Annotated in this window: 31 protein-coding genes; 2 read left to right on the top strand and 29 right to left on the bottom strand. The window is 45.5% G+C overall.

Annotation, left to right across the window (positions count from 1 at the left end; genetic code table 11):
* Positions 1-16 precede the first annotated feature (16 nt).
* From sipT to SB724_RS02700, 14 genes are all read right to left on the bottom strand, one after another.
* Positions 17-598, bottom strand: a complete 582-nt coding sequence (gene sipT / locus SB724_RS02765; RefSeq protein ID WP_003154568.1) for a signal peptidase I sipT — start codon at positions 596-598, stop codon at positions 17-19.
* A 131-nt stretch (positions 599-729) separates the two neighbouring features.
* A complete protein-coding gene (locus SB724_RS02760) occupies positions 730-2634 on the bottom strand; it encodes a PTS fructose transporter subunit IIABC (RefSeq protein WP_095271792.1) in 1905 nt (634 codons plus the stop codon).
* Between the two features lie 14 nt (positions 2635-2648).
* Positions 2649-3560, bottom strand: coding sequence for a 1-phosphofructokinase (gene pfkB / locus SB724_RS02755; protein WP_045207294.1), 912 nt, complete (start codon positions 3558-3560; stop codon positions 2649-2651).
* Positions 3557-4312: a DeoR/GlpR family DNA-binding transcription regulator gene (locus SB724_RS02750; RefSeq protein ID WP_007611128.1), complete on the bottom strand. Its 756-nt coding sequence runs from the start codon at positions 4310-4312 to the stop codon at positions 3557-3559. The genes pfkB and SB724_RS02750 overlap by 4 nt, the downstream gene beginning before the upstream one ends.
* A gap of 283 nt (positions 4313-4595) precedes the next feature.
* A complete protein-coding gene (locus SB724_RS02745) occupies positions 4596-5789 on the bottom strand; it encodes an ABC transporter permease (RefSeq protein WP_038457867.1) in 1194 nt (397 codons plus the stop codon).
* Positions 5786-6478 carry an ABC transporter ATP-binding protein gene (locus tag SB724_RS02740; RefSeq protein WP_007611126.1) on the bottom strand — a complete coding sequence of 231 codons (693 nt, stop codon included), beginning with the start codon at positions 6476-6478 and terminating at the stop codon, positions 5786-5788. The genes SB724_RS02745 and SB724_RS02740 overlap by 4 nt, the downstream gene beginning before the upstream one ends.
* A complete protein-coding gene (locus SB724_RS02735) occupies positions 6479-7615 on the bottom strand; it encodes an efflux RND transporter periplasmic adaptor subunit (RefSeq protein WP_265972020.1) in 1137 nt (378 codons plus the stop codon).
* A 1-nt stretch (position 7616) separates the two neighbouring features.
* Complete coding sequence (yknW, locus tag SB724_RS02730; RefSeq protein WP_042635154.1) at positions 7617-8315, bottom strand: YknW family membrane protein; 699 nt, start codon at positions 8313-8315, stop codon at positions 7617-7619.
* Positions 8316-8637: 322 nt separating this feature from the next.
* Entirely contained in the window at positions 8638-8871 is a 234-nt protein-coding gene (gene moaD / locus SB724_RS02725; RefSeq protein ID WP_007409633.1) for a molybdopterin converting factor subunit 1, read from the bottom strand.
* Positions 8868-9338, bottom strand: a complete 471-nt coding sequence (locus SB724_RS02720; protein WP_021493751.1) for a molybdenum cofactor biosynthesis protein MoaE — start codon at positions 9336-9338, stop codon at positions 8868-8870. The genes moaD and SB724_RS02720 overlap by 4 nt, the downstream gene beginning before the upstream one ends.
* Positions 9339-9860 (bottom strand): molybdopterin-guanine dinucleotide biosynthesis protein B, encoded by a 522-nt coding sequence (gene mobB, locus SB724_RS02715; protein WP_410570003.1) that lies wholly within the window; start codon positions 9858-9860, stop codon positions 9339-9341.
* Positions 9821-11113, bottom strand: coding sequence for a molybdopterin molybdotransferase MoeA (locus SB724_RS02710; RefSeq protein WP_007611114.1), 1293 nt, complete (start codon positions 11111-11113; stop codon positions 9821-9823). Before SB724_RS02710 ends, mobB begins: the two co-directional genes overlap by 40 nt.
* 17 nt (positions 11114-11130) lie before the next feature.
* Entirely contained in the window at positions 11131-12150 is a 1020-nt protein-coding gene (locus SB724_RS02705) for a molybdopterin-synthase adenylyltransferase MoeB (RefSeq protein ID WP_410570001.1), read from the bottom strand.
* A gap of 51 nt (positions 12151-12201) precedes the next feature.
* The gene (locus SB724_RS02700; protein WP_410569999.1) at positions 12202-12804 is read right to left on the bottom strand and encodes a molybdenum cofactor guanylyltransferase; all 603 of its coding nucleotides are present in this window, start codon (positions 12802-12804) and stop codon (positions 12202-12204) included.
* Positions 12805-12949: 145 nt separating this feature from the next.
* On the opposite strand from SB724_RS02700, the gene SB724_RS02695 reads away from it, so the two are divergent.
* The gene (locus SB724_RS02695) at positions 12950-13942 is read left to right on the top strand and encodes a coiled-coil domain-containing protein (RefSeq protein ID WP_410569997.1); all 993 of its coding nucleotides are present in this window, start codon (positions 12950-12952) and stop codon (positions 13940-13942) included.
* 23 nt (positions 13943-13965) lie between these two features.
* Here the strand turns inward: SB724_RS02695 and rok are convergent, their stop codons facing one another.
* Both rok and SB724_RS02685 read right to left on the bottom strand, forming a co-directional pair.
* The gene (gene rok / locus SB724_RS02690; RefSeq protein WP_003154591.1) at positions 13966-14562 is read right to left on the bottom strand and encodes a transcriptional regulator Rok; all 597 of its coding nucleotides are present in this window, start codon (positions 14560-14562) and stop codon (positions 13966-13968) included.
* 451 nt (positions 14563-15013) lie between these two features.
* Positions 15014-15472 carry a TlpA disulfide reductase family protein gene (locus SB724_RS02685; RefSeq protein WP_032874741.1) on the bottom strand — a complete coding sequence of 153 codons (459 nt, stop codon included), beginning with the start codon at positions 15470-15472 and terminating at the stop codon, positions 15014-15016.
* Between the two features lie 288 nt (positions 15473-15760).
* Here SB724_RS02685 and SB724_RS02680 point away from each other — a divergent pair, with 288 nt between their 5' ends.
* Complete coding sequence (locus tag SB724_RS02680; RefSeq protein ID WP_410569995.1) at positions 15761-16567, top strand: mechanosensitive ion channel family protein; 807 nt, start codon at positions 15761-15763, stop codon at positions 16565-16567.
* A gap of 33 nt (positions 16568-16600) precedes the next feature.
* Here the strand turns inward: SB724_RS02680 and SB724_RS02675 are convergent, their stop codons facing one another.
* From SB724_RS02675 to SB724_RS02615, 13 genes are all read right to left on the bottom strand, one after another.
* A complete protein-coding gene (locus SB724_RS02675; protein WP_003154596.1) occupies positions 16601-16846 on the bottom strand; it encodes a YkuS family protein in 246 nt (81 codons plus the stop codon).
* Between the two features lie 60 nt (positions 16847-16906).
* Positions 16907-18031, bottom strand: coding sequence for an N-acetyldiaminopimelate deacetylase (locus SB724_RS02670; protein WP_265972026.1), 1125 nt, complete (start codon positions 18029-18031; stop codon positions 16907-16909).
* A 70-nt stretch (positions 18032-18101) separates the two neighbouring features.
* Positions 18102-18812 (bottom strand): 2,3,4,5-tetrahydropyridine-2,6-dicarboxylate N-acetyltransferase, encoded by a 711-nt coding sequence (dapD, locus tag SB724_RS02665; protein WP_265972028.1) that lies wholly within the window; start codon positions 18810-18812, stop codon positions 18102-18104.
* An 81-nt stretch (positions 18813-18893) separates the two neighbouring features.
* Complete coding sequence (locus tag SB724_RS02660; RefSeq protein ID WP_032874735.1) at positions 18894-19349, bottom strand: flavodoxin; 456 nt, start codon at positions 19347-19349, stop codon at positions 18894-18896.
* Between the two features lie 26 nt (positions 19350-19375).
* Positions 19376-20269, bottom strand: coding sequence for a WD40/YVTN/BNR-like repeat-containing protein (locus tag SB724_RS02655; protein ID WP_410569991.1), 894 nt, complete (start codon positions 20267-20269; stop codon positions 19376-19378).
* Complete coding sequence (locus tag SB724_RS02650; protein WP_410569989.1) at positions 20259-20732, bottom strand: flavodoxin; 474 nt, start codon at positions 20730-20732, stop codon at positions 20259-20261. Before SB724_RS02650 ends, SB724_RS02655 begins: the two co-directional genes overlap by 11 nt.
* 111 nt (positions 20733-20843) lie before the next feature.
* Entirely contained in the window at positions 20844-21725 is an 882-nt protein-coding gene (gene ccpC, locus SB724_RS02645; protein WP_007611101.1) for a transcriptional regulator CcpC, read from the bottom strand.
* 140 nt (positions 21726-21865) lie between these two features.
* A complete protein-coding gene (cbpB, locus tag SB724_RS02640) occupies positions 21866-22309 on the bottom strand; it encodes a cyclic-di-AMP-binding protein CbpB (protein WP_003154608.1) in 444 nt (147 codons plus the stop codon).
* A 143-nt stretch (positions 22310-22452) separates the two neighbouring features.
* Positions 22453-22644: an antirepressor AbbA gene (gene abbA, locus SB724_RS02635; protein ID WP_003154609.1), complete on the bottom strand. Its 192-nt coding sequence runs from the start codon at positions 22642-22644 to the stop codon at positions 22453-22455.
* A 140-nt stretch (positions 22645-22784) separates the two neighbouring features.
* Positions 22785-23303: a ribonuclease H-like YkuK family protein gene (locus SB724_RS02630; RefSeq protein WP_007409617.1), complete on the bottom strand. Its 519-nt coding sequence runs from the start codon at positions 23301-23303 to the stop codon at positions 22785-22787.
* 122 nt (positions 23304-23425) lie between these two features.
* Positions 23426-23665: a YkuJ family protein gene (locus SB724_RS02625; RefSeq protein ID WP_003154613.1), complete on the bottom strand. Its 240-nt coding sequence runs from the start codon at positions 23663-23665 to the stop codon at positions 23426-23428.
* A gap of 443 nt (positions 23666-24108) precedes the next feature.
* A complete protein-coding gene (locus SB724_RS02620) occupies positions 24109-25329 on the bottom strand; it encodes an EAL domain-containing protein (RefSeq protein WP_410569986.1) in 1221 nt (406 codons plus the stop codon).
* Positions 25330-25470: 141 nt separating this feature from the next.
* Positions 25471-26019: a hypothetical protein gene (locus SB724_RS02615; RefSeq protein WP_410569984.1), complete on the bottom strand. Its 549-nt coding sequence runs from the start codon at positions 26017-26019 to the stop codon at positions 25471-25473.
* Positions 26020-26064 lie beyond the last annotated feature (45 nt).

Genomic DNA, 26064 nt, shown 5'->3' with positions numbered 1-26064 from the left:
GGGCAGCGCGGCGTTTTTATTTTGTCTGACGCATATCATGAAACGGGAAGAACACAAACTTCGAGGTGCCGACGATCCGGTTTTCGGCAATTAAACCGAGTCCGTTCCGGCTGTCCATTGAGTTCAGCCGATTGTCGCCCATGACGAAGTATTTGCCTTTCGGAACCTTTACGGGGCCGAAATCTCCCGTCAGGTTGACTCCCAGTTTTTTCGCTTCTTTTTTATTGCTCGCGAGGTACGGTTCTGCGATTTTTTTGCCGTTTATATAAAGCGTGTCATTTTTCATTTCCACCGTTTCTCCCGGTTTTCCGATGAGCCGCTTTACATAATGGACTTTCGACGTATCGCCGTTAATAATGACGATGTCCCCCCGCTCGATTTCTCCGATATAATTGACGCTTTTGTTGACAAACAGCCTTTCACCGTCATGTAATGTCGGGTACATTGATGATCCTTCCACTAAGTACGGTTCAAATAGGAAATGGCGGATTAAAAGCGCAAGAGCGACCGCTATAATGATGGCCTTTCCCCATTCCCAATACGTGTTGGATTTTCTTTTTACCGATTTTTCAGAAGTAGGTTTTTGTTCTTCAGTCAACGTGGTTCCTCCTAGACGATCACTGTTACGGTTTCATGTACTATCTTTACTTTATCACAACTCATCACAAAATACATAACGCTTCTATGCGCATATGATTGAAAAAAGCGCCCGTAAAGGACGCTTTTTGCTTATTTCTCTACAACCGGTTTTTTGACGATTCCCAAGATAACCGCCGTTACAACCGCTCCGATCACGATGCTCATTAAGTAAAGCAGCGGATGGTTCGTAATGAATGCAACGAATATTCCTCCGTGCGGTGCAGGAAGCGTTACCCGGAAAAACTCTGTCAGTCCGCCCGCTACCGCAGAACCGACAACGGCTGCAGGGATGACGCGAAGCGGATCAGCCGCTGCAAACGGGATGGCGCCTTCTGTAACGAAAGCTGCTCCCATGAAGTAGCACGTAATACCGGCTTCACGGTCACGTTTAGAGAATTTGTGTTTAAAGAATGTTGTCGCCAGTGCGATTCCAAGCGGCGGAGCCATTCCGCCCGCCATGATGGCCGCATGCGGCGCATAGTTTCCGGCCCCGATCATCGCGATACCGAAAGTGAACGCCGCTTTATTGAGCGGGCCGCCCATGTCGATAGCCATCATACCGCCTAAAATAATACCCATTAAGACAAGGTTTCCAGTTCCAAGGCTTTCAAGCCAATTTGTTAAGAAATTCATAAACGCTGCTACAGGTGTGTTAATGACAAACTGCATCAGAACCCCTGTGATAAAAATACCGAGCAGCGGATAAATCAATACAGGTTTTAATCCGTCAAGAGTCTGAGGAATAAAGACAAACAGCTTTTTCAAAAGGACTACGACATAACCGGCTAAGAATCCGGCAATCAGTCCGCCCAAGAATCCGGCATTCGCCTGCGTAGCCATAAATCCGCCGACCATACCCGGCGCAAATCCCGGACGGTCCGCAATACTCATTGCGATGAATCCGGCAAGAACGGCAACAATCAGTTTTAACGCATTATCGCCGCCGATAAAGTTCAGCGCTGCGGCAAACGTGTTGTATGTCGGGTCTTTCGGATCAGCTGAATGAATTCCCCAGAAGAATGAAATCGCAACGAGAATTCCGCCGCCGACGACAAATGGCAGCATGTTGCTGACACCGCTCATTAAGTGTTTATAGAAAGTACTTCCGATACTTGTGCCTGATTTCTGTTTCGGGCCGTCTTCATCTGAAGCGGAAGATCCTCCGCCGCTGCCCTCGTAAATCGGCGCATCTTGGTTAACGGCTTTTTCAATCAGTTCCTGAGGACGTCTGATACCGGCCGTCACAGGCACTTGAAGAACATGTTTGCCTTTAAAGCGTTCCATTTCAACCTGTTTATCAGCCGCCACGATGATCGCAGGCGCGTCTTCAATTTCTTGAGCCGTCAGCTTATGTTTGATACCGCTTGAGCCGTTTGTCTCTACTTTAATGTCAACGCCGAGCTCTTTCGCTTTTTCCTTCAGTGCGTCAGCTGCCATGAACGTATGGGCGATACCTGTCGGACATGCCGTAACGGCAAGGATTTTGCCTTTTCCTGACGGCGCTGCCTGTTCTTCCTGCTCTTCTTCTTCCTCATCGTCATCTTTGTCATGCTGATTGATGATGTCAATGATCGCATCTTCTGATTCAGCTTCAAGAAGCTGTTTGCGGATCTCCTCACGCATGAGAAGCGTTGAAAGTCTTGATAATGCTTCAAGGTGCGTATTATTCGCTCCTTCGGTTGCCGCAATCATAAAGACCAGGTGTGCCGGCTGACCGTCTAATGATTCATAATCCACACCATCTTTTGAACGTCCGAATGCGATGGCCGGGTTAATGACGCTCGCCGTCTTCGCATGAGGAATGGCAATGCCTTCGCCGATTCCCGTTGAGCTTTGGCTTTCACGATTTAAAATGGCTGCTTTGTAAGCCTCTCTGTCGTTTAATCTGCCGGCTTTGTCAAGCACTGTCACCATTTCATCGATAACGTTTTCTTTCTCTTTGCTTTCTATATTGAGATGAATTGTATCTCTTGTTAACAGCTCAGTTATCTTCACTTTTCTTTCCTCCTCTATAGACGTGTGACTTTAACTTCAGGAAGAAGCTGCTGTACAAACTCTTCAGTTCCGAGTTCTTCAGAAAATGCCGTCGCGCTTCCGGAAGCAACTCCTAAACGGAACGCATCTTCCAAAGGCAGCTGTTTTGAAATTCCCGCAAGGAATCCCGCGACGACGGAATCACCCGCGCCTACCGAATTGACAAGCTTTCCTTTAGGAACATTGGCGAGGAAAACCGCCTCTTTCGTAAATAAAAGCGCACCGTCGCCAGCCATCGAAACAATCGCGTGTTCAGCGCCTTGTTCAATCAATTTTTTACCGTAAGGAACGGCAGCTTCGGCTGAATCAATGACCGTATTGAACATTTCCCCAAGCTCATGATGATTCGGCTTCATCAAAAACGGTTTCATTTCTGTCGCTTTCATCAGCGCTTCACCGGAGATGTCCACGACTACCCGGGCATTCTGCTTTCTGCATGCCTCAGCAATTTTTTCATACGTGTTATGCGGCAGGGAAGAAGGAATGCTTCCCGCTAAAACGACGATGTCTCCCTCTTCCAGAGCGGAGAACTGTTCTAAAAAGGTATTGAACACTTCGTCTGAAATCGTCGGGCCCTGTCCGTTAATTTCCGTTTCATCGCCCGTTTTCAGTTTTACATTTATACGCGTGTCTTCATCTACCTCAGAAAAAGCCGTTTCCAGACCTTCCTGCTGCAAAAATGACGTGATATAATTTCCGGTAAATCCGCCGACAAACCCCAATGCTTTTGACGGCACATGGTGTCTTTTCAGTAATCTTGAAACGTTGATGCCTTTTCCGCCGGGATACTTCGTGTCATAGCTGGAACGGTTTAAACCGCCTACGGCAAAATCTTCAACGTGAACGATATAGTCAACAGACGGATTGAGGGTTACAGTGTAAATCATGGTTTCACTACCTTTACGACAGTTTTTTCTTGGTAATTATCGAATGCAAGTTCTTCAGCTTCAGTGGTAATGATAGCTGCATCGCCCAAGGCGGCGAACGCTGCGAAAGAAATCTCGCCGAATTTAGAAGGATCGGCTAAAACATACGCGTTTTTCGCCTGTCTCACAGCCTTTGTCTTCAGAAGAGCCTCATCCGGATCGGGTGTTGTAAAGCCGGCTTCAATGTGCACGCCGTTCACCCCGAGAAAGCTTTTGTCAAACCGGTACTGGCTGACCGCCGTTAATGAGGCGCCGCCGATCATCGCACCTGTTCTATGCTTCACATATCCTCCGAGAAGATAAAAAGGAATCCCTTTCCTTATTAAAGCGTCGATATGCATAACTCCGTTTGTGACAACCACAATGTCCTTTGTATGATCTATAAAATCAATCATGTGCAATGTAGTTGTTCCCGCATCAAGGTAAATACAGTCACCTTCTTCTAATAAAGATGCCGCTTCTTCTGCGATCTTCAGTTTATCTTGAAGGTTTTTGGAGGATTTTTCAAGCATATCGGGTTCTTGCCTGCTGTTGGAAAGTTTAGACGCCCCGCCGTGAACGCGCTTTAAAAATCCGCGCTCTTCGAGTGTTGATAAATCTCTTCTGATCGTTGATTCAGAAGCATTTGTCATGCTTATCAGCTCTTGAATCTTCACCACATCACGCTTTTCAATCTGATCAATAATCAGCTGATACCTTTCAGGAGTGAGCATATTCCGCCTCCTTTGGAAACGTATTCATTTCGGCTGCAAGATAATTGTAAACGCTTTTTTTACTTCTAGCAACTAAAATCACTCAAATTCATTCAATAACTATCAAAATCTTTCACATTTGTTCATATTAACGTATGTACATAGGGTTTGTAAACTGTAAATTCGACAAAAAGGGGGACAATTGTATGACATTTTCTTTTTATCATAAATGAAAGAAGTCTATTATATTCATTCAATCATTAAAACACACAAAAAACCCCATGCAGACTGCATGGGGTGCCGGTTATTCATACCTTAACGCTTCAATCGGATCTAAGCGTGATGCTTTGTTGGCGGGCAGCATGCCGAAAATGACACCGATCAGCATACTGAACAGTACGCCGATACAAACCACCTGCCAAGAAACGAGCGACGGCCAGCCTGCGATAAGGGAAACGAGTGATGCTCCCCCGTAGCCGAGACCGATTCCGATTAAGCCGCCGATTAATGTAAGCACAACAGATTCAATTAAGAATTGTGTCAGAATCTGTCCTCTCGTGGCACCGAGCGATTTGCGGATGCCGATTTCTCTTGTCCGTTCCGTCACTGATACGAGCATAATATTCATGACCCCAATCCCGCCGACAATGAGAGAAATACCGGCGATCGAACCGATGATCGTCGTCATGACGGTCGTAACCTGGCCGATTCCCGCCGCGATTTCTTCCATATTCATAACTTGATAGGCCTCTTTTGTACCGTGATTATCATTTAAGAGACGGGCCGCTTCTTTTCCTGTTGATTTGATTTGATCAGCGGACTCCGTCTGAACGGAAACGTTGCTGTAGTCGTTAGTACCGAAAGACGTTTTCAGCATGTTGAACGGCACATACATTTCACTGAGTCCTAACGATAAAAAACCGCTCTCTTCTTTCAGTACGCCGATTACTTCAACGGGCTGTCCGCCGGCCCAGACGATTTTTCCGAGCGGAGACGTTTTCCCGAACAGCTTTTCAGCCATTTTTTTCGAGATGATTCCCGCTCTTTTCCCAGAAAGAAAATCATTGTCCGTAAATGTCCGTCCATCTTGAACGTCCAGCTTTTTTACGTCCATGTAGCCGCTGTTAATGCCGTTCAGCGTAATATCCGTGTCTTCTTCATGGTAACGGGCCGTCATGGATTTTACAGCGGAAGCGACAACCTGCTTTACGCCGTCCACTCCTTTTAATCCATTAATATCTTCTTCTGTAAAACTCGCTTCCTGTAAGGCGTTCGGATTGGCTGTTAATTCTTCATCACTCGGAAGGTAAAACAATTCAATCGTATTGCCCGGCCCGCTGATGGATTGCTTCAGCATTTGCTCTCCGCCCTGGCCGACAGCCACAACAACGATTACTGAACCGACGCCGATAATGATTCCGAGCATTGTCAGAATCGATCTCAGCTTGTGAGCTCTTACGGAACTGAGGGCCATCCGGAGATTTTCTGACAGGCTCATTCCCCCACCCTCCTCTGCTCAGCATCGCGGGAAACGATCATGCCGTCACGGACGAAAATCACTCTGTTTGTACAGTCCGCCACTTCAGGCTCATGAGTGACAAGCACCACGGTCACGCCCTCTGCATTAAGCTCTGTGAACTGCTCCATAATGGAAATGCTTGTTTTCGTATCCAGCGCGCCGGTCGGCTCATCAGCCAAAATGAGCTTCGGTTCGTTCACGATGGCTCTTGCAATCGCGACACGCTGCTTCTGGCCGCCTGACAGCTCATTCGGCATGTGACGCATCCGATCCGCCAAACCGACTTTTTCCAGTGCATACTCAGCCCGTTCCTCACGCTCTTTTTTGCCGATACCGGCGTAGATCATGGGGAGTTCGACATTTTTTCTTGCATTCAATCGCGGCAGCAGCTGAAACTGCTGAAAGACAAATCCGATTGATTTGTTTCGGACCGCCGCAAGCTCTTTTTCGGTGCATGAAGAAACATCTTCGCCCGCAAGCCTGTAACTGCCGGACGTCGGTCTGTCCAGACAGCCGATGATATTCATGATCGTAGATTTTCCCGATCCCGACGGTCCCATAATTGACACATATTCTCCTTCTTCAATCGTCAAGTCGATTGAACGGAGAACATCAAACGTCTCCTTGCCGATCTGATAGCTTTTTTTCACCTTTGAAAGCTGAATCATCTATGCTTTCACATCCGTTCCGTCAGTCAAATCGTCAGCCGGATTCAGAATGACTTTATCATCCTTTGAAAGCCCCTCTTTTATCTCCGTAAGCTGATTTGCGGTATCGCCGACTTTAACTTTCACGCGTTTGGCCTTCCCGTCTTTTACCGTAAAGACCCAGTGCTCATCTCCGTCTTTTTTGACTGCGGAGGACGGCAGTGTATCGGCTTTCCGTTTGTCGGTTTCAATGTTCATAATTAATTTAAACCCCGGCTTGCCCTCCGGAAGGTTTCCGATCAGCTTAACCTGGAACGGATACTGCACGGCCTGTTCCGTACTTTCCCCGGAAGCAGCGCTTGACTTTTGATCAGGGACGAGGCCGACAGCCGCCACTCTCCCTTTCCACGTTTTACCTGGAATGGCGTCTGAAGTAATTGTAACGCTTTGTCCCTTTTTCACTTTCAGCGTGTCGTATTCGGACAAATTGCCGGCAACGATCAGGTGTTCCGGGTCTCCTATATGTATAACCGGTTCTTGAATATCCGATTTTTTAGAAGCCGCTTCTTGATTTACCGAGATAACCGTCCCGTCCATCTCACTCTTAACATTGAGATTCGCCACTTGATTTTCAAGAGACTGCTTTTGCAAATCAGATTGCTTTAATTCGATTTCCGCCGTTTTTTGCTGAAGCTGCAGATCAGTCCGTTCGGATTCAATTTGTTTTTTGGCTTCCGCTTCTCCCACTTGTTTTTCCAGATCTTGTTCCTTGCTGTTTAATGCTCTGAGTTTTTCTTCAACTTGTTCGATTTGCATACGTTTTGATTGTTCTGTCAACTCATTTTGTTCTTTATCAAGATTGAGCTGCTCATTTGTATACGTGACTAACGACGACCCTTTTTTTACTTTGTCGCCTTCTTTTACTTTCACTTTATCAAGAGTTCCTTTATCCGCTTCATAAAAAACATACTGTTCTTTAGAGAATTTAAGTGTTCCCGGAACCATAACCGTAGATGAGATTTCTCTGTTTTCCATGGTTCCGGTTTCGATTTTTTTCCCGGCGCTGCCGCCCGCGGGAGCGGCAGACTTATAAATATTGATACCGATGAATACTGCAACAATTACGGCGATGCCGATTCCGATCCAAATTTTTTTCATGTTATACACCTGCTGTCACTGAACTTAACAGTCCTCCGACTGCCGAAACCAAAAGCATAATAACAAACAGGACAATCGCGGAAGTCCAGGCCGCTTTTTTCGAAATGCCGCCTGTATAGCGAAGTCCCAAAGCGAGCAGAATATAGCTCCAGATGCTGAAAATGTCAAACGCGCTTAAAAAGACCGCGACGCCGTCTCCGGCCGGTATGACACTCGCCAAAGATGTAACGGCGTACAGTGAGCCCGCACCGGTAAAATAAGTAACAAGACCGTTAATAACTAAGCCGATATTGGTAATAAATGCCGTAAACAGGCTGAGTGAGAGCATTTTTTTGTAAGTTGTCACGCCGCCTGAAATTTTGACGCACAGCCAGTAAATGAGCGGAACGATAAACAGAGCGATAATGCCCCCGAAGATTCCTCCGAACATCGAGCCGAATTTAGCAATGGTTTTGGTCATTTCAATCTGATCATCCGACAATCCGTCAAGAGATGAGCTGTTCAGCACTTCTTCATAATTCATCCCCAATCCGCGCAAAATACTGCCAGCCGCGATGAGAATGATGACAATCAGGAGAGGAATGCCGATGACCGGCTTTTCTTTTAATCTTTTAAACTGCACAACAGGACTTGTAATGACGCCGAAAATTGACGGCTTTTCCGTTACTGCCGTATTGCTTTTTTCCAGGTTTGGTTCCATATTGCTGATGCCTCCTATGTATTATTCTGTTTATACGTACGCTTTAGGCTGAGAGAAGTTTCAATTTTTTTGCCGTTTGCGTATTTATGCTAAATTGTAACACAAATTCTCAGCTTTACGTTCCATAATTATGTAAAAAAAAGCATTGTCAGACCGGTATGACGGGAGGTTCAAAGCCTTGTGAAGGCACTGTCTTCAGCCTATTCATGTAATCAAAACCGCCTCAATCACAAATCCCTTTAAATCCCATTTGGATATTCTCCGGAATTCAGCTTCTATATACAAAAAGCCGGATGGCAATGATGCACATCCGGCTCTTTTTTCACCCTCCGCTTACAGGAGGGATAAAGGCAATGGTATCACCTTCTGTTACGATGCTGTTGTCTTTTACATATGTTTCATTGATTGCGATCATGGCATTGTCAATCGTCTGAAGGCCGTACCGTTCCTTTAACAGCGTTTTTACAGCAGACGCCGCCGTCTCTTTTTCGTCAAGTTCAATGACCGGTGTTCCCGCCTGCTCCGCAAGCCCGGCAAACAATAGTACTTTAATCATCGCGATTCCCCTTTATCCAAATCCGGTTCTCCGTTCGGATAGGGCGTTGTTTCCAGCTGATCGCCTATCCATTCTTCTCCGTCTTCCCAGATTTCTTTTTTCCATATCGGCACAATCTGTTTTATCCGTTCAATTGCATATTCATTCGCCTCATATGCCGCCTTTCTGTGCGGTGAAGACACGGCGATTACGACCGCAGCTTCTCCGATATCAAGGACGCCGACACGGTGTGTGATTGCAGCTTCGGCTCCTTCCCATTTCGCGCTGATTTCATCGCCGATTTGAGAAAGCATTTGAACAGCCATCGGTTCATACGCTTCATATTCGAGACGCACCGTCCGCCGTCCTGCAGTCCACTCTCTGACCGTGCCGATAAACGTTGTGATGGCACCGGCTTCACGCTTTTCAACTTTTTTTACGATATTTTCCGCAATGATAGGTTCCCTTGTAATTTGAAAACGTTCCATTTATGCAGATTCCCCTTTCAGCTGCGAAAGCACAAACATCATGGCAGCCGGATCGTCCGCATGGAATACGGGCATGCCTGCATCTGCCGGCATATGCTTCGTATTTCTGCTGACAACCGCGATCACGCGCTCCAAATGCTTCAGCTTTTGCCAATCTTCGCTGTCTTTGATCATAATGATTTTCGGATGCGGCGCATGTTTAAATCCCTCTATGAGAAGACCGTCAATTCCCAGACATTCATACAGACTGATCAAACCCGCCAGATCCCATTTTTTTCGCGCCGTAAGCTGCAGGACGCCGTCCCCTTCTACTGCCGTAACCGCGGCTCCGGCTTTTGAAAAACGCTCCGAGTCTTTTCCGTCAGAAAAAGGTTCCGGTTCTCCGCCATGTCCGTGATGTTTTAAACATCCAATATCGCACTCTTTCGGCGCCGCTTTCAGCACACTTTCAATAAACGTTGTTTTACCGCTGTTTTGAAAACCTACGATCTGGACGATCGGGAAAGAATTGACCACGGCCATTCACTTCCATTCTCATCACGGATGAGGAGCGCGTGAACCGTCCGGCCCGCTTCATACCCCCTCGTTCCTCCCGGCAGAAGGATAAACGCGTTTGCTTCGGCTAGAGATGTGACTGAGCTTGATTTATCGAGACCGACCGGTGACGCCATCATCTTTCCGTCCTTATGATAAACAAATGCCCTCACAAATCTCGTAAACGGATTCGGTTTCGGAAAGTCGTTTGTTAACACGGCTTCCGCCCATCCGGAATGAGGTTTTTCATTCAGAAGCCATGTCTGAATCATCGGTTTGACGAACAGGGTGAATCCGACATAACATGCGGACGGATTGCCTGAAAGGCCGAACAGCAGCATGTCATCGGCCCGGGCGACAGTTGTCACGCTCCCCGGGCGCATTGCCACTTTGTTAAAAAGAACTTCCGCTCCGAGCTTATTATAAATGTCTGGAAGAAAATCAAAATCGCCGACTGACACGCCGCCGGTTGTGATCAGAAAATCAACTTTTTTCATAGCTTCCTTCACCGCATCATAGCTGTCATCAAAATCATCGGAAATTTTCCCTAAGTTCAGCGGTACCGCGCCCGCTTCAATGACCTGGGCATACACCATGGCAGCGTTGCTGTTGCGGATTTTCCCCGGCTCAAGCGGATCGCTGACATGAAGAAGCTCGGTTCCCGTTGCGATAATGCCGACAACCGGCTTTCTGACCACGGGAACGGAAGCATAGCCGAAGGTTGCTAAAAGAGCGGTTACGCCCGGCGTGATTTTCGTCCCTTTTTTTAATAGCGAGCTGCCTTTTTTCGCATCTTCTCCTTGATATGAAATATTATCACCCGCATGAAAAGGGCGTTTCACTGACATGTAATTCGTCCCGTTTTCAGAAAACGTTTTTGTCAGCTCAAGCATCACTACGGCATCCGCACCTTTTGGAATCTGCGCCCCCGTCATAATGCGGACCGCTTCATAAGGCCCGAGTTCTTTTTCTGACACGGCGCCTGCTCCGATATGGTCAATGACTTCAAAGGTGACGGCATTGTCACGGGAAGCCGTTTTTGAATCGCTCGCCCTGATGGCAAACCCGTCATACGGGGAACGGTTAAAGGCCGGCACATCATGATCCGCCTTAACATCCTCCGCCAAATAGCGGTGGAGACTGTCCTCAAGCGCCACCCATTCGGTATCCCCCTGTTTTTTATACCGGCTCACCCGGCGGACTGCTTCGTCCACCTGAATCGGCGTTCTTTTTTCAAGCATAGCAATATCTCCCCTTCCTACAGTCCGATCACCCTGGCCAGAACTGAATTTGCTTCTTTTATATCGTTTGTACCGTGAATCAGAGCCCGTCCGTCCTGAAAAATAACGATTCTGAAGCGCTCATACGCCATGTGCAGCAGAAATTCATTTGCTTCCACTTTACCGATCTGCTTCAGACGTTTGACAAGCTCTTCTTTATCCAGCCTCTTTAAGGCTTCCGATCTGATTTGAACGGTGTCTCTTCCGCACAGCACGCTTGCTTTCGGCCTGTTTTCAGGCTGCAGATACGGATATACGGGCTCCGCGCCGCAGGAAGGGCAATGATCCCGTTTGATCTGATCCACATTTATGCTCATATTGGTGTTATTCCACACGTCAAACGTGAAAAAGCGCCGATTTACCGCCGCATGATTTCCTGTCAGCAATTTCAGCGCCTCAGCCTGCTGATAAGCGGAGACGATATGAACCGTCGGAGGTATGATGCCTGCTGTATCACATGTCGCTCCGCCCACGGGCATTTGCTCAAACAGGCAGGATAAACACGGCGTAACCCCCGGAATAATCGTCATGCACATTCCCTGACTGCTGACACAGGCACCGTAAATCCAAGGTGTTTTCGTTTTCAGCGCCAGATCATTGATAACCATTCTCGTTTCAAAATTATCTGTCGCATCCACGATGCAATCCGCTTGTTCGATCAGCGGTTCGAGCGTTTCCGCCGTACCTTCCGCCGCGTAAGCATCGATATGTATATGACTGTTTACCGCCAAAAGACGCGCCTTGGCCGCCATTGCTTTCGGCAGGCGCTGTCTCGCGTCTTCTTCTGTATACAGCTGCTGTCTTTGTAAATTGCTCCATTCCACATAATCCCGGTCAATAATCGTCATACGGCCCGCTCCGGCTCTTGCCAGGCCCTCTGCCGCGGCTGTTCCGAGGGCTCCGGCTCCGACAATCAGGACACTGCTGTCAGCCAGCGACTGCTGCCCTTTTTCCCCTATCGGCTTAAATCTTGTCTGCCGCGAATAGCGCTCTTCCATCTGTGTTGTCCCCTTGCATTTTTATTTCCATCATACCATGTTTCTTCCCGATCAGTCCTGATTTGAAGACTCGACATGCGCCAAAAGTCTGGTGTAATCGTCCTGTGTGTTGATATTAGCGAACTCCTCCGGCCCGGCGCTGATGTCTTCAGCCTGCAAATAACAGACAGACAGCCGTTTCAGCGTGTCTGTCATTTTCAGTTTGTTTTGTGTCAGCTGATCAAAAAGCACATCCTGCACCCGTTTATGGTAAACCGCCAAGAGGGGCTGCTCTCTGTTTTCACAAACCGGTATGACAGCGTCCAGATTTCCGGTCAGCTTCATTTCAAGCGCCGCCATCGTTTTTCTTGTCACGAGCGGCGTGTCACAGGATATGACCGTATATATTTCGCCTTCCGTTTGTTTCATTGCCGTATAGATGCCGGCAAGCGGGCCCATTCCCCGAAACCGCGGCTCATCGGCCAAAACATGCCGCTCCCTGTTTGATAAGAACTTTTTTATATGCTCAGGGCGGCTGATAATTACCGTTTCTCCGCCGCCGAAGGCTTTTTTCGCCTGTTCATAAAACATGCCGCCCTTCCACTTTGCAAAAGCTTTCGGTTCTCCGAATCTTCGGGAAGCTCCCCCCGCTAATATTACATTCACCCGTTTCATGTCATCTCTCTCCCATTCTATATAAAAGCATAGCAAACGCCTCAGCCGAAATACAATATTACGGTGCTTGTCTGTTTAAATAAGAGGAATAGCCGTTGTTCCTTTCCCATATTGTAGTGTTAACATCATGAGGGAGATGGTTCTTATGAAAATATCCGGTCCGTTTTTCCACGACACTTCTCAAGAGAACCTTTACTTGAAATCTGAACTTTCCAGATGCAGAAAATTAATTTCAGAATTTGAAGCAAGCTACTTCCATCAAAAAAATAATAAGCTTCAGGAGGAAAACGCCAATATTAAAGAGCGGCTTCACAAGCTTTCTGACGAATTGGAAGCCATGGCTCAAAAACACAAACAGACAAGTGACACGGAACGTTCTTTGCATGAAATCAGAGCCGGGCTGCTCGATAAAATCGTCATTCTGCAAGAACTGCTTCAGCAGGAAACGTTTCGGCGGAAAAATGAGATGGAAGAAAAGCACCGTCTGCATCTTACAAATGTAAAATTTGAAGAAGAAAATAAAAACTTACATACCCGCATCCGCTCACTTGAGACCGCCATTCAGACTGAACGGACTTCTCACGAAGATATGAAACAGCGTTATCATGCCGCTGCAGACGAAAATACCCGGCTCCAAACACAAATGATAGAAAAAGAATACCAGCTTAAACATATTAAAATAGAAATTAATCATATGAGAGATCGAATACTAGAAACAAAAGAACGGCTTGTAGAAATAGAAAAAACGAAAGAAAAGTTATTTCAAGAAACCATTCTTTCGTATAAACGGCAGCTGGACGAAAGTGATGCTTGGATTGCCGGCCATTTTGCTGATATTGACATCCGCACGGCGGAACCGGCGGAACAAGCTCTGGAAATCCCTTCTGTTTCCAAAGAGACTGTTCAGGCAGAAGACTTGCTTAAAGCCGTTACCGAACAAGTCATCTCCCTGCAAAAACAATTTGTACAATCAGAGTCCCGCGATCAGTCGTTTGATGAAAAACTGGATGCGTTGAAAGAACGTGCTGACGGCGAAAAGCCTTTCCAAAAATATGTCGTCAAGCTTGAAAAAAAGCCGGGAAAAGATGCGTCACTTCCGCAGAATAAGCGGGAAAACGCAAAAAAACTGCTTGAGTAACGCAAGCAGTTTTTACTGTTTTATTATTCAGCAGCCGTATCATTTGCCGTTTCTGCTGTTTCCTGAGAAATTTCTCCCTCAAGAATATATTGGCCGCGGTATGGTTTTTTCACTTCCGGATACATTTTAATTAAGCTTTGCATAAATGTTGTCATATTAGGGATTTCAAGGCCGCTTTCCTTTTCAATTTCCTTTTGCAGTTCGGAACTTTTGATCGCTGCATTGTGGCGTTTCAATGTTTTAATCGCTGCTTCGCGCAGTTTTGCCGCTTTTGATCCCGGTCTCGCCGTCCCTCTTCTTCTTCTTGTAGAACCGTCTGGAATGCCGGCGGGAAGAGACGTAATAGACTGCATCTGCGGCTGGGAGGATTGAGGCTGTGTCTGCGGCTTTTGATAGCTTCTCATTTCCTGTGCTGCAAGCTCTGCAAGCACCGGGAGAGAGTCACTTTTTTTCTCCGGACGAAACTCTTTTTTTGTATCGGACAGGCTGCCTGTATTGTCTAATTCTCTCAGTTTTGCATATATTTTATCACGTTCTATTTGATATTCACGAATGACTTTTACCTCTGCTTCGTTCAATTGTTCTAAACGTAAGCGCAGCGCTTCTCTTTCATTAAACATGTGTAAAACCCCCTGTCAAAAATTTAAACGCTTTTATTAAGATATTAGATTACAAAAGTAATTTTATCAACTATTATTTTATCATTTTACTATTTTATTTACTCTATGAAAAATTGCTTATTTTCTGAAAATGGTACTTTATATACAAAAATCCCTTATCATATAGGGGATTCTGGACAAAGTTCCAATTTATTCAACCATTTCAAAATATAACTTAAAATTACTTGTTTAGAGAAAATTAGCGTGATATCTACAATTTTCGACTATAATATGTAAAAGATAATGATATGGATAAAACAAGCGGTACAGCGTGTTTACGGCTGTTTCTCTTATTTTTTAAGCCACATATGTCATATTGGAATTTTTTATCCAACAGACACAAAAAAACCCTGTTACCTAACGGCAAAGGGTTTGCGGAACCGAGACAATAGTCCGAAGGAGATTGTCCCGATTACTCAGAAGCCTGCTCCGATTCTGAAAGTACTCGGCTGACGCGTTTTTCAAGCATTTTCATCCCGCTTCCTCCCGCTTGAAAATGGCGGAGCTGTCCGCTTTTATCAAAAACGTAATAAGCCGGCACATATTCATTTTCAAATGCTTCAGTCAGCGTATGATCGCTGTCGACGTAAATCGGCTGAGAGATATCGTGTTCAGCCGCTGTTTCTTTGATTTTCTCAAGGTCAAGATCATCTTCGGAACGGGGCATGTGAACGGCCACCACATTCAGCTGATCTTTATATTTATCGCGAAATTCGTTCATCTCAGGCATCGCTTCTTTACACATGCGGCAGCTGGCGGACCAGAAGTGAATCAGTGCCGGCTTTCCGCCGACCAGCTGTTCCTTCGTGACTTCTCTGTTAATCCATGCTTTAGCGCCTGTCAATTCAGGCATTTGCTGACGTAATTTCATCTTATTTCCCTCCTTATGAAAAAGGTTTTTTGCCGGGGCTTTCAGTTTCGCCGGGCAACGTACTCCTGTTTTCCCTCCAAAGGATATGATTTGGCTGAATCACCATGTTAAAATGAGTGTGGCGATTCCTTAGTTCATACCTTCACAAAAATGATGATATTGAAACCGGGCAATATGAACAAATCATAAATGAAATAACTGATTTCTATTAAAAGGTTTATTTTATTTTAAAAACGGGTATATCACTTTTAGCTTTTTCTGCAATAGACTTGAAAGGAAGACATCACTATGATTGATTTAAAACACTTTGATTGGGCCGGGCTTCTCACATCTGCCGGGATTTTCATCATAAAGCTCGCTCTCATTATTTTAGCGTACTTTATTTTCCGGACGGCAGGAAAAAAGCTGATCAAGCATCTGTTTCAGAAATTCGAGCAACAAAACAACCTCTCCAAAGGCCGCGCTTATACTTTGCGAAGCCTCGCGCTTAATGTATATGGATACATCCTGATTTTCGTTTTTATCGTAATGATTTTGGATTTATTTCACTACAATCCGAGCGCTCTCATTGCCGGCGCCGGCGTGGTCGGTCTCGCAGTCGGCTTCGGGGCTCAGGGGCTCGTCAGTGACATCGTCACCGGATTTTTTATCCTTTTGGAAAAACAGATCGACGTCGGCGATTATATTACGGTTGCCGGCTACAGCGGCATTGTCGAGCAGGTCGGTCTCCGTACGACGCAAATCCGGAGCTTTGACGGCACGCTTCACTATCTTCCCAACCGGGGCATTACGAATGTGAGCAATCATTCCCGCGGAACGATGCAGGCGCTTGTCGATATCAAAGTGCCGCTTGAAAGAAATCTTGATGAAACCATTCAAATCCTGCAAACCGCGTGTGACAAAGCAGCCGCTGAGCTCCCGCAGATTAAGGAAGGGCCGGACGTCATCGGGGTTCAGGATTTAAGCTCGTCAGAAATGGTGATCAGAATCATTGCCAAAACTGAAAATATGGAGCAATGGCGGGTTGAACGCGTACTGCGGAGAGAAATGAAAATCGCGCTCGACCGTTTTAAAAACGCCGCTTCCGCCGAATAGAAAAACCGAAGCGTAAGCTTCGGTTTTTTCTTTTTAATGAAATTTTTTTTCCACTTCGCTGCAGATTTCGTCGGCGGTCATTCCGGAAGCCGTAATGACGGGAGCCTGAGTTGACGTATCGGCAATTCCTTGGACATTGCTGTCAAGTCCGGTTACGACACAGCAGTCACAATTCTTCGCATCCTCAGGAGTCTTCATCATCACTACGTCATATCCTTTTTGTTTTAACGCCTGTTCTACATCCGATAAAGATTGTTCAATTCCAATTTTTTTCGTCATATTGAACACCTCCGTTATGTAGAATGCTCAATTTTTGTTAGATTATTCTTCTTTTCGGATTTAATTGGCATACTTCGAAAAATATCCGACCATGACATTTACCGCGGTTTCCATCGCATCTTCATCCGGGTTCAGCTTTGCGTGATGAAGCCCGTGGGATGAATCGGCCCCCAGCCAGAACATAAAGCCGGGATATTTTTTCAGCATATACCCGAAATCTTCTCCGGTCATCGCTTCTTTCGCCGTTCTCACGTCAGCAAGCTGCTGATCGCTGACAAATTGCATAAATTCTTCGGTCAGGCCGCTTGTATTATAAACTTGATGATAAACGGACGGATATGTAACTTTTCCTTTGCATCGGAAGCCGATTTCAATTCCTTTGACAAGCTCTTCAACCCGCTTTTTCACCATACGCATTGATTCCTCGGAAAGCGTCCGGATGGTTCCCTCCAGATGAGCATGCTCTGCGATGATATTTTGCGCCGTGCCCCCGGTAATCGTTCCGACAGTGATCACAGCGCTGTCAAGCGGATCCGTATTTCTGGATATGACCGTCTGCAGCTGCGTGACAAGCGTGCTCGCGGCGACGACCATGTCGTCTGCTGTATGCGGATATGCCGCATGCCCGCCTTTCCCCTCGAGATCGATGACGAGTTCGCTCGTATTGGCAAACAGCAATCCGCTTTTGGTGGAGATTGTGCCTACAGGAAGCTCAGGTGCTATATGGAGAGCGGTAATCAAATCCGGTGTCCATTTTTTCAGCACATCGCTTTCAAGCATCGGTTCCGCTCCGCCCGGTCCTTCTTCAGCCGGCTGGAATAAAAAGAGCAGATCATGTTTGACGGGATGATGGACAAAATGATCAATAATGCCGAGCGCGATGGTCATGTGCATATCGTGGCCGCATGCGTGCATAAAACCGGGGTGTTCAGATGCAAACGGAAGCCCCGTCTGCTCTTCAATCGACAGAGCGTCTATATCCGCTCTGTAGGCGAGCATTTTTTCCGGAGCCGTGCCGTTGACTTTGACAAAGATGCCGGTTCTCCAAGTTTCGATTTCAATTCTTTCCTCTGGATATTGGTTCAATAGATTCAGCAGGTACTGTTGGGTTTTATATTCCTGAAAGCCGATCTCCGGAATGCGGTGCAGATCTCTTCGGATGGCAATGAGCCGCTCTTTTTCCATATGTATTCCTCCTTGAGATAAGAATAAGGCGTGGATTTTATCATCCACGCCCATTCTATCAAACCATTCCTTACAGCTGGCGTAATTCCTGTTTGATTTCTGTTTTGCCTTTTGTTTTTTCATCGATATCTTTGATTTTTTTCGCAGGTGTTCCCGCTACAACGGTATATGGCTCGACGTCATTTACAACGATGGCTCCGGCAGCGACAACCGCGCCTTTACCGATTGTTACGCCTTCAAGCACAACCGCATTTGCGCCGATCACAACGTCGTCTTCCACGACAACAGGCTTAGCGCTAGGCGGCTCAATAACGCCCGCTAATACAGAACCCGCTCCGATGTGGCAGTTTTTGCCGACAGTCGCGCGTCCACCGAGCACAACGTTCATATCAATCATCGTACCTTCGCCGATGACTGAACCGATATTAATAGATGCACCCATCATGATAACGGCATTGTCGCCGATTTCGACTTGGTCGCGGATAATAGCGCCGGGCTCGATTCTCGCTTTAACATCTTTTAAATCAAGCATCGGGATCGCAGAGTTGCGGCGGTCATTTTCAATGACATAATCCTCAATTTTGTCTTTGTTGTCTTCGATTGCGCTTTTAATTTCAGCCCACTCGCCAAAAACGACGCCGGATTGGCCGTTCAGGAATGTTTTAGCGGAATCGCCAAAGCTGATTCCTTCAAGATCGCCTTTTACATACACTTTTACAGGCGTTGATTTTGTACTATTTTGAATAAATGAAATAATTTCATTTGCATCCATCATTTTCATATGTATTGTCCTCCTCTGATTTTCTACCTCATTACTGTAACAAAGGAAGGATACAAAGACAAGAAAAAAAGGAACAAGCCTTTATTCTGCCGGCTGGCTGCACAGCGCGGCAAACTGTCTTCCGAATTCCCGGAGCTCTTCTTCCTCACTGCCCTCAGGGTTGTTTTCAATTTTGACCGACGGCAGCACTACCCGCCCGCCGCGGGCCGTGATTACTTTTTCCAATTCGTCAAGCGCTCCGCAAAAAAACTCATAGGACGTATCTCCGGAACCGAACAAAGCAAATGTTTTTCCCGTAAACTCCAGGTTTTCCATATCTTCAGCAATATCGAGCATTTCATCAGGAAGATCCCCGTCTCCCCACGTATATGTGCCTAATAAAATATACTCGTAATCATTAAAAAGTTCGGCATGAATATCCATCGCTTCATATCTGTCTACGGATGCTTGTGCTTCGATCAGCCCTTTTTCAATTAAATCCGCCATCGCCTCGGTGTTTCCTGACATTGTAGCGTAAACAAGCAATACATTCCCCATCTTCGTCTCTCCTTTATGCATAAAAACTAATGTGCGAGCCGAACCGCCTCATACGGTCTGACAAACTTACTTTCGTAAAGGCCCGCGCAAAAAAAGTTTTCTTCCCGGTTGGCCACCCGCCATCCGTGACCGCGGATCGTATCAAACCACTTTAATTCACCGGCGGCGAGATCAGCTTGATAAATACGCGAAAATCCGTTTTCGCCCTGTGACGATGTGACATAAATAATCCCGTTATCCTCAGAAACGTCGAGAAATGATTTTTCCCGTACGGCGGGCCCGGCTGTAATGGCAAACTCCTCTTGCATCCGCACGTTTCGGACGGCAACCTCCCCCCGTTCTCCCTTTGCCGCGCCCTTTGCTGCAATGAGCCAGTCATTCTGATACATCATCATTGAAGCCGTCATGCGCTGCCTTTCGCGGCTTATACGCCAGATGCGTTCTTCCGTAAGATCATACGCCCAAATGCCGCCATGATTCATATGAATCCGGGTGCCGATATAAATCGTCTGACCGTGTAAACAAAGCGAACGGATGACAGGCGGCTCCTTTAATTGTGAAAAGGGCTTAGCCACATGCCAAGTGACGCCGAAATCATCAGATAAGTAGAGGCAGTATGTGCCGTGCGCACAGACAAACCCGTCATTCCGCCCGGCAACGGCCCATACGGAGGCGCTGGTCGGAAACCGAGAGGCCGTCCAGGTCTTTCCCTGATCGGCTGATCTGAGGACGGCGCCTTTTTCTCCAGCCGCGAATATGTAAGGCCCTATGTAAGTCAGCACATGGATTCTGCTTTTCACCCGGAACAGTCTTTTCCAGCCTTCTTCCGCGGAAAAATGAAAAATACCTTCGTCTTTCACTGCGACAATATATCCTGAGGTCACTGATGCCATGACAGCCGTCGCGCCTTTATGAAACATGGCACCGGTCTCCGTGGTGTGCGGCCCATGCAAGAAAACCGCGGACAAATTCTTTGCAGCATTCTTGATCTTCAGCCGTCTCGGGCGCCAGCTCGATTTTCAGCGTTTCCGGATATAAATTGGCTCCGGCCTGTTCAAACGCATCGCAAAACAGCGTGACCGCTTCGCAAAACTTCGGGTAGGCGTGATCGCCTGAACCGAAACAGACCGTTTTCAGGCCATTGAGCTGGCTGTGCAGAATATCTTCGTAAAAATCTTCCGCTTCGTAAGGAAGATCACCGTCCCCCCATGTGTACGTGCCGACAAAAACATAATCATATGCTTCGAGAGAATCTGCATCTGCTTCGTCCATGGCGAGACAGTCAACTGCTATCTGATGCCCGCTCAGTGTTTCTTTTATAATGCCGGCAATATCCTCTGTATTCCCCGACATGCTTGCATATATCATTAATGCTTTCTGCATATGATCACCCCTTAATTGATAATGATTTTCATTAACATATATAACACTTTAAATGATAATGATTTTCATTGTCAATAAAAAATAAAAAAAGACAGCATGATTGCTGTCTTTCTAAAATGGGCGTTCCTGCTTCAGCATATCTTTAATGACAGAAACAAAAGCCTGCACCTGTTTTAATTCAAATGCCGGCTCATATCCGAGCAGCCATGTGTCACGGCCGATCGGATGGTCCTTTGTATCAAGCAGGGGCATTTTATTTACTTTATCTTCCTCTTCTAAGGTGACTGACGGCAGAATGGCATAACCGATCCCGTGCAGCGCCATCTGCTTGCACGTTTCAATCTGATCGACGAGGATGGTCTGTTTCGGCGAAGTTTTGAATTTTTGATGCCACCAATGCTGAATTTCCTGAAAATATGTACTGTCACTTTTGAATTGGATAAACGGCCGATCGGTATGGGCTATATCATCAATACAGGAAATTTCCGTATCAACCAAATATAAATGATCGGTCATTAAATAATCTTTCCGGCCTTTCCATTCCGGATTTCCCCGGATAATGCCGATATGTACCTGATCTTCATACAGACTTTTCAGCATTTCGCTGCTCCACCCTGTAATGAGAGAGACCTTTGCATTCGGATATCGTTCCACATATGTTTTTAACACTTTCGGAAGCCAGTGCTGCCCGATAATGGAGGCGACGGCAAGCTTTAATGTGCCGTGAATCTCACCCTCAAGTTCATCAATGTTTTCTCTGATTCTTTCTTGCCGATCCGTGACGTCATTTGCAAATTGTATGATTTTTTCTCCTGCCGGCGTTACCGTAAGTCCTTTTTGAGATCTTAGAAAGATCTTTGTTCCCCAGGCTTTTTCAATGGTCTGCAATCGCTGGGACAGAGCCGGCTGTGACACGAATAACCGTTCGGCAGCCTTCCTCATGTTTAATTCCTCAGCTAAAACTACGAGCATATGAAGCTCTTGAAGCTGCATGTCGTCCTCCTTTTCAATGCCTTTTCGTATTTCTTATCTACCATTCTAATAAAATAAAGGCTGCCGAGGCAAGCGTCACTCATATGTATGCGTTTTCTTTTTCCGGCATGCGAAAGAACAAATAGGCTGATCGTGCGAGCCTACTTATTCAATGATCTGATATGGCTGCTCAACTGTTTTAACACGACTCTTCTCGTGAAAATGCCTTCAAAGACGCCTTCATCATTTTCAACGCAGACAAAGCCGTTATTAATGACCATGCTGAACCCTTTGATAATCGGATCATTGATGTGGAGACGGGGAATGTCTTTCAGCATGACTTCCTCAACCGTAATTTGATCCAGCTTCTCAAACTCGATCCGTTCAAGTCCGAAAATGCTGTTCATAATCATATTTGTCCCGATCAAACCGTGCAGACGGTACGAAGCGTCAAGGACGGGAATGGCGGTATAGCCGGTTTTCGTCAGCACTAATAGAGCATGCTCAAGGTTGTTTCCGACTTGAACGTGCGCCACTTTATCCGCCTCGATCATAAATTGTCCGACTGTTGCATCAAGAAGCTGATCTGATTGTAAGCTAATCATGTCACTTCGACCCCTTTACATTTTTCATCAAAGCATGTATTCCCTATATTGCAATAATATAAACATTATCATTTTTTGTCGAAAAGTTTCCGTCAATAAAAAAGATACTCTTTGCAATCGAGTATCAATTTATAGGCCGCTGATTAATTTTCGTTCCGAAAACGGTCATAGAGCGTTACGAGTTTTTTATAAGTGGTTCCATCAACGCTTTTTGACCCTGCTTCTATATCGTTGATTTCGCTGGTCAAAAGCTCAATGGCATATTCTTGATTGATCAGGATATTCAGCAGAAGTTTCTGTTCTTCTTCCGTAAATCGTTCACTGATAAGACTCATACGTAATCAGGCCCCCTATTTTTAACTGAATACCTCTGAAAGCAATGTGAAATTTGCTTTCAGCTCTACCGCTAGAATAAGTAAACAGAAAAAAATCGTCAACCGCATAATTCGACATTTTGCGGATTCTGTATGAAATATTATTTTGTGTAACGATTGGCATAACTGAATGCTGTGCAGGAATCAGGCTTGATTTTCGCTTCAATGCCCATCGAGGTAATGCGGCCGGTCATTTCTTGTATCAATTCTTTTGTCAGCCCTTTTTGACCGATATCCAGATGCACTTCAAATGAAAGATCCGCCCCTTCATCCGTAAAAGGCAAGAGCAAATCTGTCAGTTCCATAAGACGGCCGTCGAGGATATGCGCAGCCATCTCCTGGCTGAACGCGGTTTCCAGCGAAATTTTTTCGCGAAGGCTATGTATCGGTCTTGCAAGATCATGATTTTTCAAACAGCCCCAAGCTCCCTTGCCTGTACGGTGCAAGTGTATAGCCGTAATAAACTTTGTGAAGTCGCGGTAAACTTGTGAATCAGTCCCTACAGACAGCACGTATGCTGAACGGGGGTCTTTATTGACAAAGCGTTTCAGCCGCTCCGTCACGTCTTGAAAGGTCATCTGTGCCTCAGAAAGATTATAAAACAGAAAAGAATCAGCCATGTACGGACACTCCTCTTTCCAGAGTCTACAACCAAACGAACAAGCACGTTCCTTTGCATAATTTAATAAAGCTCCGCTTGCGGAAGACCGGAAGCTTGGTCAGCCTGAAAAATCAAATCAAATTACTGAAGGAGCTCAAAAATTTCAATAGAAATCATGTCAATGTTATCAAACGGATATGTGTTAGGTTTTTCACCTTTTTGGAAAACCGTCAGTTCAAACGTTTGATTTTTTTCGAAATATTTAACACTGCAAATTTTTTCGCCGTTAACTTCAAAATAACGCTGCATCGGCTCGTTAGCCGCTTCCGCTGTTTCTTGCAGACTTTGCAGCCGCGTGATGATACCCATTAATTGTGACATTCTAAAAAAAGACTCCTTTCAAAAAACAACTTCAAATCAACAAGTATTTATTATAATACAAGTTCTACAGAGCATCATACCATAAAGTAGACCGGGATGGCATTTTCCCGCTGGATTTTCAAAAAGAAATAAACGGGAAAACCGTGTTTTCGAATAGTTTGAAGCTTTTTTCGGAATGTCATACACCTTTCAAAAATAATTTTTCGCTTTTTGAGCCGCCATTGTCAGATGTATGTGAGGAGAAGCCCTTTTATGAGGAAACAGCATAAAAAAACTTGGCGGGGGTAGCGCCAAGTTTTTTCGGATCTTGATCTGATAGAGGGGTTGGGGAACAGAGAGTAACTTCTCTCTATAACTAAATGATAATGATTATCAGTATCATTGTCAAACGTTTTTTAAAACTTTTTTCAAATGAACAAAAAAAGCGGCATACAGCAGCCGCTTTAAAGTAATCCGTCCTGTTCATATAAATAAGAGTAAGGCAGATCGATAAATAAATACATATTGTCATCCATCGGGTATGAAAAGGTTCTGATCATCTCACCTGTCTCAATATCACTGTACAGGTCACTGAAAAAGCCTTTTCTTGAATTCCGCATCTTCATGATATTTTCTAAAAAGTACGGACGCCAGCTCCAGTTTTTCTCCATGTATTCAGGCTGATAAAGCCATTCGCCGGACTGCTTGAACACATTTCCCGTCAGCTGATAGCCTTCTTCATCACACATATAAATTCTGAAGCAGCAGTCGGTCAGGTTTTCCGCCAGTTTTTTAATAAACTCATCGTCCGCCTGATGGGTTTTCTTCAGCTCGGAAACTGCCTGATTGACCCGCTTATAAAAATTCTCAGAGTGTTCATAGACCGTTTCCAGCTTCTTTTTTTCTCTCGTGATAAATTGCTGAAACTCCGTTTTCAAGCGTGCTTTTAACAGGCTCCGGTCTATAAAATCGCCGCTCGGCGCCTGCAGATAATAGCCTTGAAAAAATCGGCCTCCGTTTCTCCATGCGTACTGGAGCTGGAAATCAGCTTCTATATCTTCATACAGCAGCGCGGCGCCGATTTTTCTCGCCAGCAATGAAATGCTGTACAGCACATGCTCATATGATAGTGACGGCTGAGATACCTTCAGCGCCTGCAAATCTATTTTCAGAAGGTCCGGTGAAAGGAGCGCGATTCTGTCCAGGTTGCTGCTCTCCTTACCTATATTGTCCACCGCGATTTTAATGCCGTATGTACGATAGTAGGCAAGCATATGGTACAGCTGTTCAATGTCGCCTTCGAAATTGTGCTCGGTGATCTCAAGCACAATACGGTTCAATTCAATGCCCTGCTCTTCGTATTCTTTTAAAAGCTCAAGAAAGCTTTCGCCGTGGTCAAGCATCAATACATTCGCATCCTGATTGATAAAAATCAACAGATCACGATCAGCTTCTTTAAACCGCTCCAGCGCCTGCCTGATGACTCTGTCATCGACCTCAAGCTTATATTCTTCCGGAATGCCGGAATCTAAGAAAAACGGCCCGAGGCTCTCAATCTCCGCATCTGCCAAAATCCGGCCAAGCACTTCGTAGCCTACGACTCTTTGTTCCTCAGCGTTAAAAATCGCTTGGTAATACGGAATGACATCATCAATATTCGTCAGTATATCAAGTGGGTCCAACATGTTATCACCTGCTTCTCTATCTTTGTCTGATTATACACAATTATATCAGCACCACAAATGTTTAGATTAGGGGAAAAGGAGGCAGTATGGCGGCAGCTTAAAATAAAAGGGGAACATTTTTAAGATCACTCTTTAGACCGGTTAATTAAGGACGTTGTTCTTTTGTTTCACAATCACAAATAAAAGGATAAATATAAGAGCATTATAACCGGCAGCTGTCCAAAAGTAATGGCTCCAATCAGTTCTGTTATATATCCAATCATCCTCATGTTCCAACTGAAAGAAAGTTCCTTTTTTATCTAAAGTGCCAAATGTAAGAGTTGTTAACCCGCCAACACTCTTGGAAACGTCAACTCCATACATTGAACCGGCATGATCAGTATGATTTATTGGCATATACGTATAATCAGATAAAATTGTTTCCGCCAGCTTGGTTGGCAGAGACACATATAATACAGCCGATGTATCGCCTCCGAGCCCACTCAAATACTCCCTGGCTTTAATAAATTTCGTTTCATCAGAAAAATCTATGTGATATAGCTTTTCAAATCTGATTATTTCATCAGATGTAAGATTGGTATTTTGATAATACTCCGGAGTAAAAGCACAAATAATAAAGTACCAAATATTAAAGATGATAACGAAACTGCTTAAAAATAGTACAAAGAACCATTTTAATAATTTCTTCAATTAACTGCCCCTTAATCTTTCAAAATTATATCATAATTTTGAATA

It is taken from the genome of Bacillus sp. SIMBA_031 (assembly GCF_046535225.1).
GTDB lineage: Bacteria > Bacillota > Bacilli > Bacillales > Bacillaceae > Bacillus > Bacillus velezensis.
This window is presented reverse-complemented; position numbering and strand designations above follow the sequence as displayed.

Bases quoted from the DNA above. Each gene is read 5' to 3' on its own strand.
- SB724_RS02710 (WP_007611114.1), bottom strand. From the start codon at position 11,113: ATGCTTGAAAAAAGAACGCCGATTCAGGTGGACGAAGCAGTCCGCCGG.
- SB724_RS02630 (WP_007409617.1), bottom strand. From the start codon at position 23,303: ATGGCTGATTCTTTTCTGTTTTATAATCTTTCTGAGGCACAGATGACC.
- SB724_RS02680 (WP_410569995.1), top strand. From the start codon at position 15,761: ATGATTGATTTAAAACACTTTGATTGGGCCGGGCTTCTCACATCTGCC.
- abbA (WP_003154609.1), bottom strand. From the start codon at position 22,644: ATGAGTCTTATCAGTGAACGATTTACGGAAGAAGAACAGAAACTTCTG.
- yknW (WP_042635154.1), bottom strand. From the start codon at position 8,315: ATGGAACCAAACCTGGAAAAAAGCAATACGGCAGTAACGGAAAAGCCG.
- SB724_RS02675 (WP_003154596.1), bottom strand. From the start codon at position 16,846: ATGACGAAAAAAATTGGAATTGAACAATCTTTATCGGATGTAGAACAG.
- SB724_RS02620 (WP_410569986.1), bottom strand. From the start codon at position 25,329: ATGTTGGACCCACTTGATATACTGACGAATATTGATGATGTCATTCCG.
- dapD (WP_265972028.1), bottom strand. From the start codon at position 18,812: ATGAAAATGATGGATGCAAATGAAATTATTTCATTTATTCAAAATAGT.
- moaD (WP_007409633.1), bottom strand. From the start codon at position 8,871: ATGATTAAAGTACTATTGTTTGCCGGGCTTGCGGAGCAGGCGGGAACA.
- SB724_RS02735 (WP_265972020.1), bottom strand. From the start codon at position 7,615: ATGAAAAAAATTTGGATCGGAATCGGCATCGCCGTAATTGTTGCAGTA.
- SB724_RS02720 (WP_021493751.1), bottom strand. From the start codon at position 9,338: ATGGAACGTTTTCAAATTACAAGGGAACCTATCATTGCGGAAAATATC.
- SB724_RS02695 (WP_410569997.1), top strand. From the start codon at position 12,950: ATGAAAATATCCGGTCCGTTTTTCCACGACACTTCTCAAGAGAACCTT.
- SB724_RS02705 (WP_410570001.1), bottom strand. From the start codon at position 12,150: ATGGAAGAGCGCTATTCGCGGCAGACAAGATTTAAGCCGATAGGGGAA.
- cbpB (WP_003154608.1), bottom strand. From the start codon at position 22,309: ATGATTAGCTTACAATCAGATCAGCTTCTTGATGCAACAGTCGGACAA.
- SB724_RS02670 (WP_265972026.1), bottom strand. From the start codon at position 18,031: ATGGAAAAAGAGCGGCTCATTGCCATCCGAAGAGATCTGCACCGCATT.
- SB724_RS02740 (WP_007611126.1), bottom strand. From the start codon at position 6,478: ATGATTCAGCTTTCAAAGGTGAAAAAAAGCTATCAGATCGGCAAGGAG.
- SB724_RS02625 (WP_003154613.1), bottom strand. From the start codon at position 23,665: ATGTCACAATTAATGGGTATCATCACGCGGCTGCAAAGTCTGCAAGAA.
- SB724_RS02750 (WP_007611128.1), bottom strand. From the start codon at position 4,312: ATGCTCACTCCTGAAAGGTATCAGCTGATTATTGATCAGATTGAAAAG.
- SB724_RS02650 (WP_410569989.1), bottom strand. From the start codon at position 20,732: ATGCAGAAAGCATTAATGATATATGCAAGCATGTCGGGGAATACAGAG.
- pfkB (WP_045207294.1), bottom strand. From the start codon at position 3,560: ATGATTTACACTGTAACCCTCAATCCGTCTGTTGACTATATCGTTCAC.
- mobB (WP_410570003.1), bottom strand. From the start codon at position 9,860: ATGGCCGTGGTCAATTCTTTCCCGATCGTCCAGATCGTAGGTTTTCAA.
- SB724_RS02660 (WP_032874735.1), bottom strand. From the start codon at position 19,349: ATGGGGAATGTATTGCTTGTTTACGCTACAATGTCAGGAAACACCGAG.
- SB724_RS02700 (WP_410569999.1), bottom strand. From the start codon at position 12,804: ATGAAACGGGTGAATGTAATATTAGCGGGGGGAGCTTCCCGAAGATTC.
- rok (WP_003154591.1), bottom strand. From the start codon at position 14,562: ATGTTTAATGAAAGAGAAGCGCTGCGCTTACGTTTAGAACAATTGAAC.
- SB724_RS02685 (WP_032874741.1), bottom strand. From the start codon at position 15,472: ATGAAATTACGTCAGCAAATGCCTGAATTGACAGGCGCTAAAGCATGG.
- ccpC (WP_007611101.1), bottom strand. From the start codon at position 21,725: ATGCAGCTTCAAGAGCTTCATATGCTCGTAGTTTTAGCTGAGGAATTA.
- SB724_RS02655 (WP_410569991.1), bottom strand. From the start codon at position 20,269: ATGTTTCATAAAGGCGCGACGGCTGTCATGGCATCAGTGACCTCAGGA.
- SB724_RS02745 (WP_038457867.1), bottom strand. From the start codon at position 5,789: ATGAGCCTGTCAGAAAATCTCCGGATGGCCCTCAGTTCCGTAAGAGCT.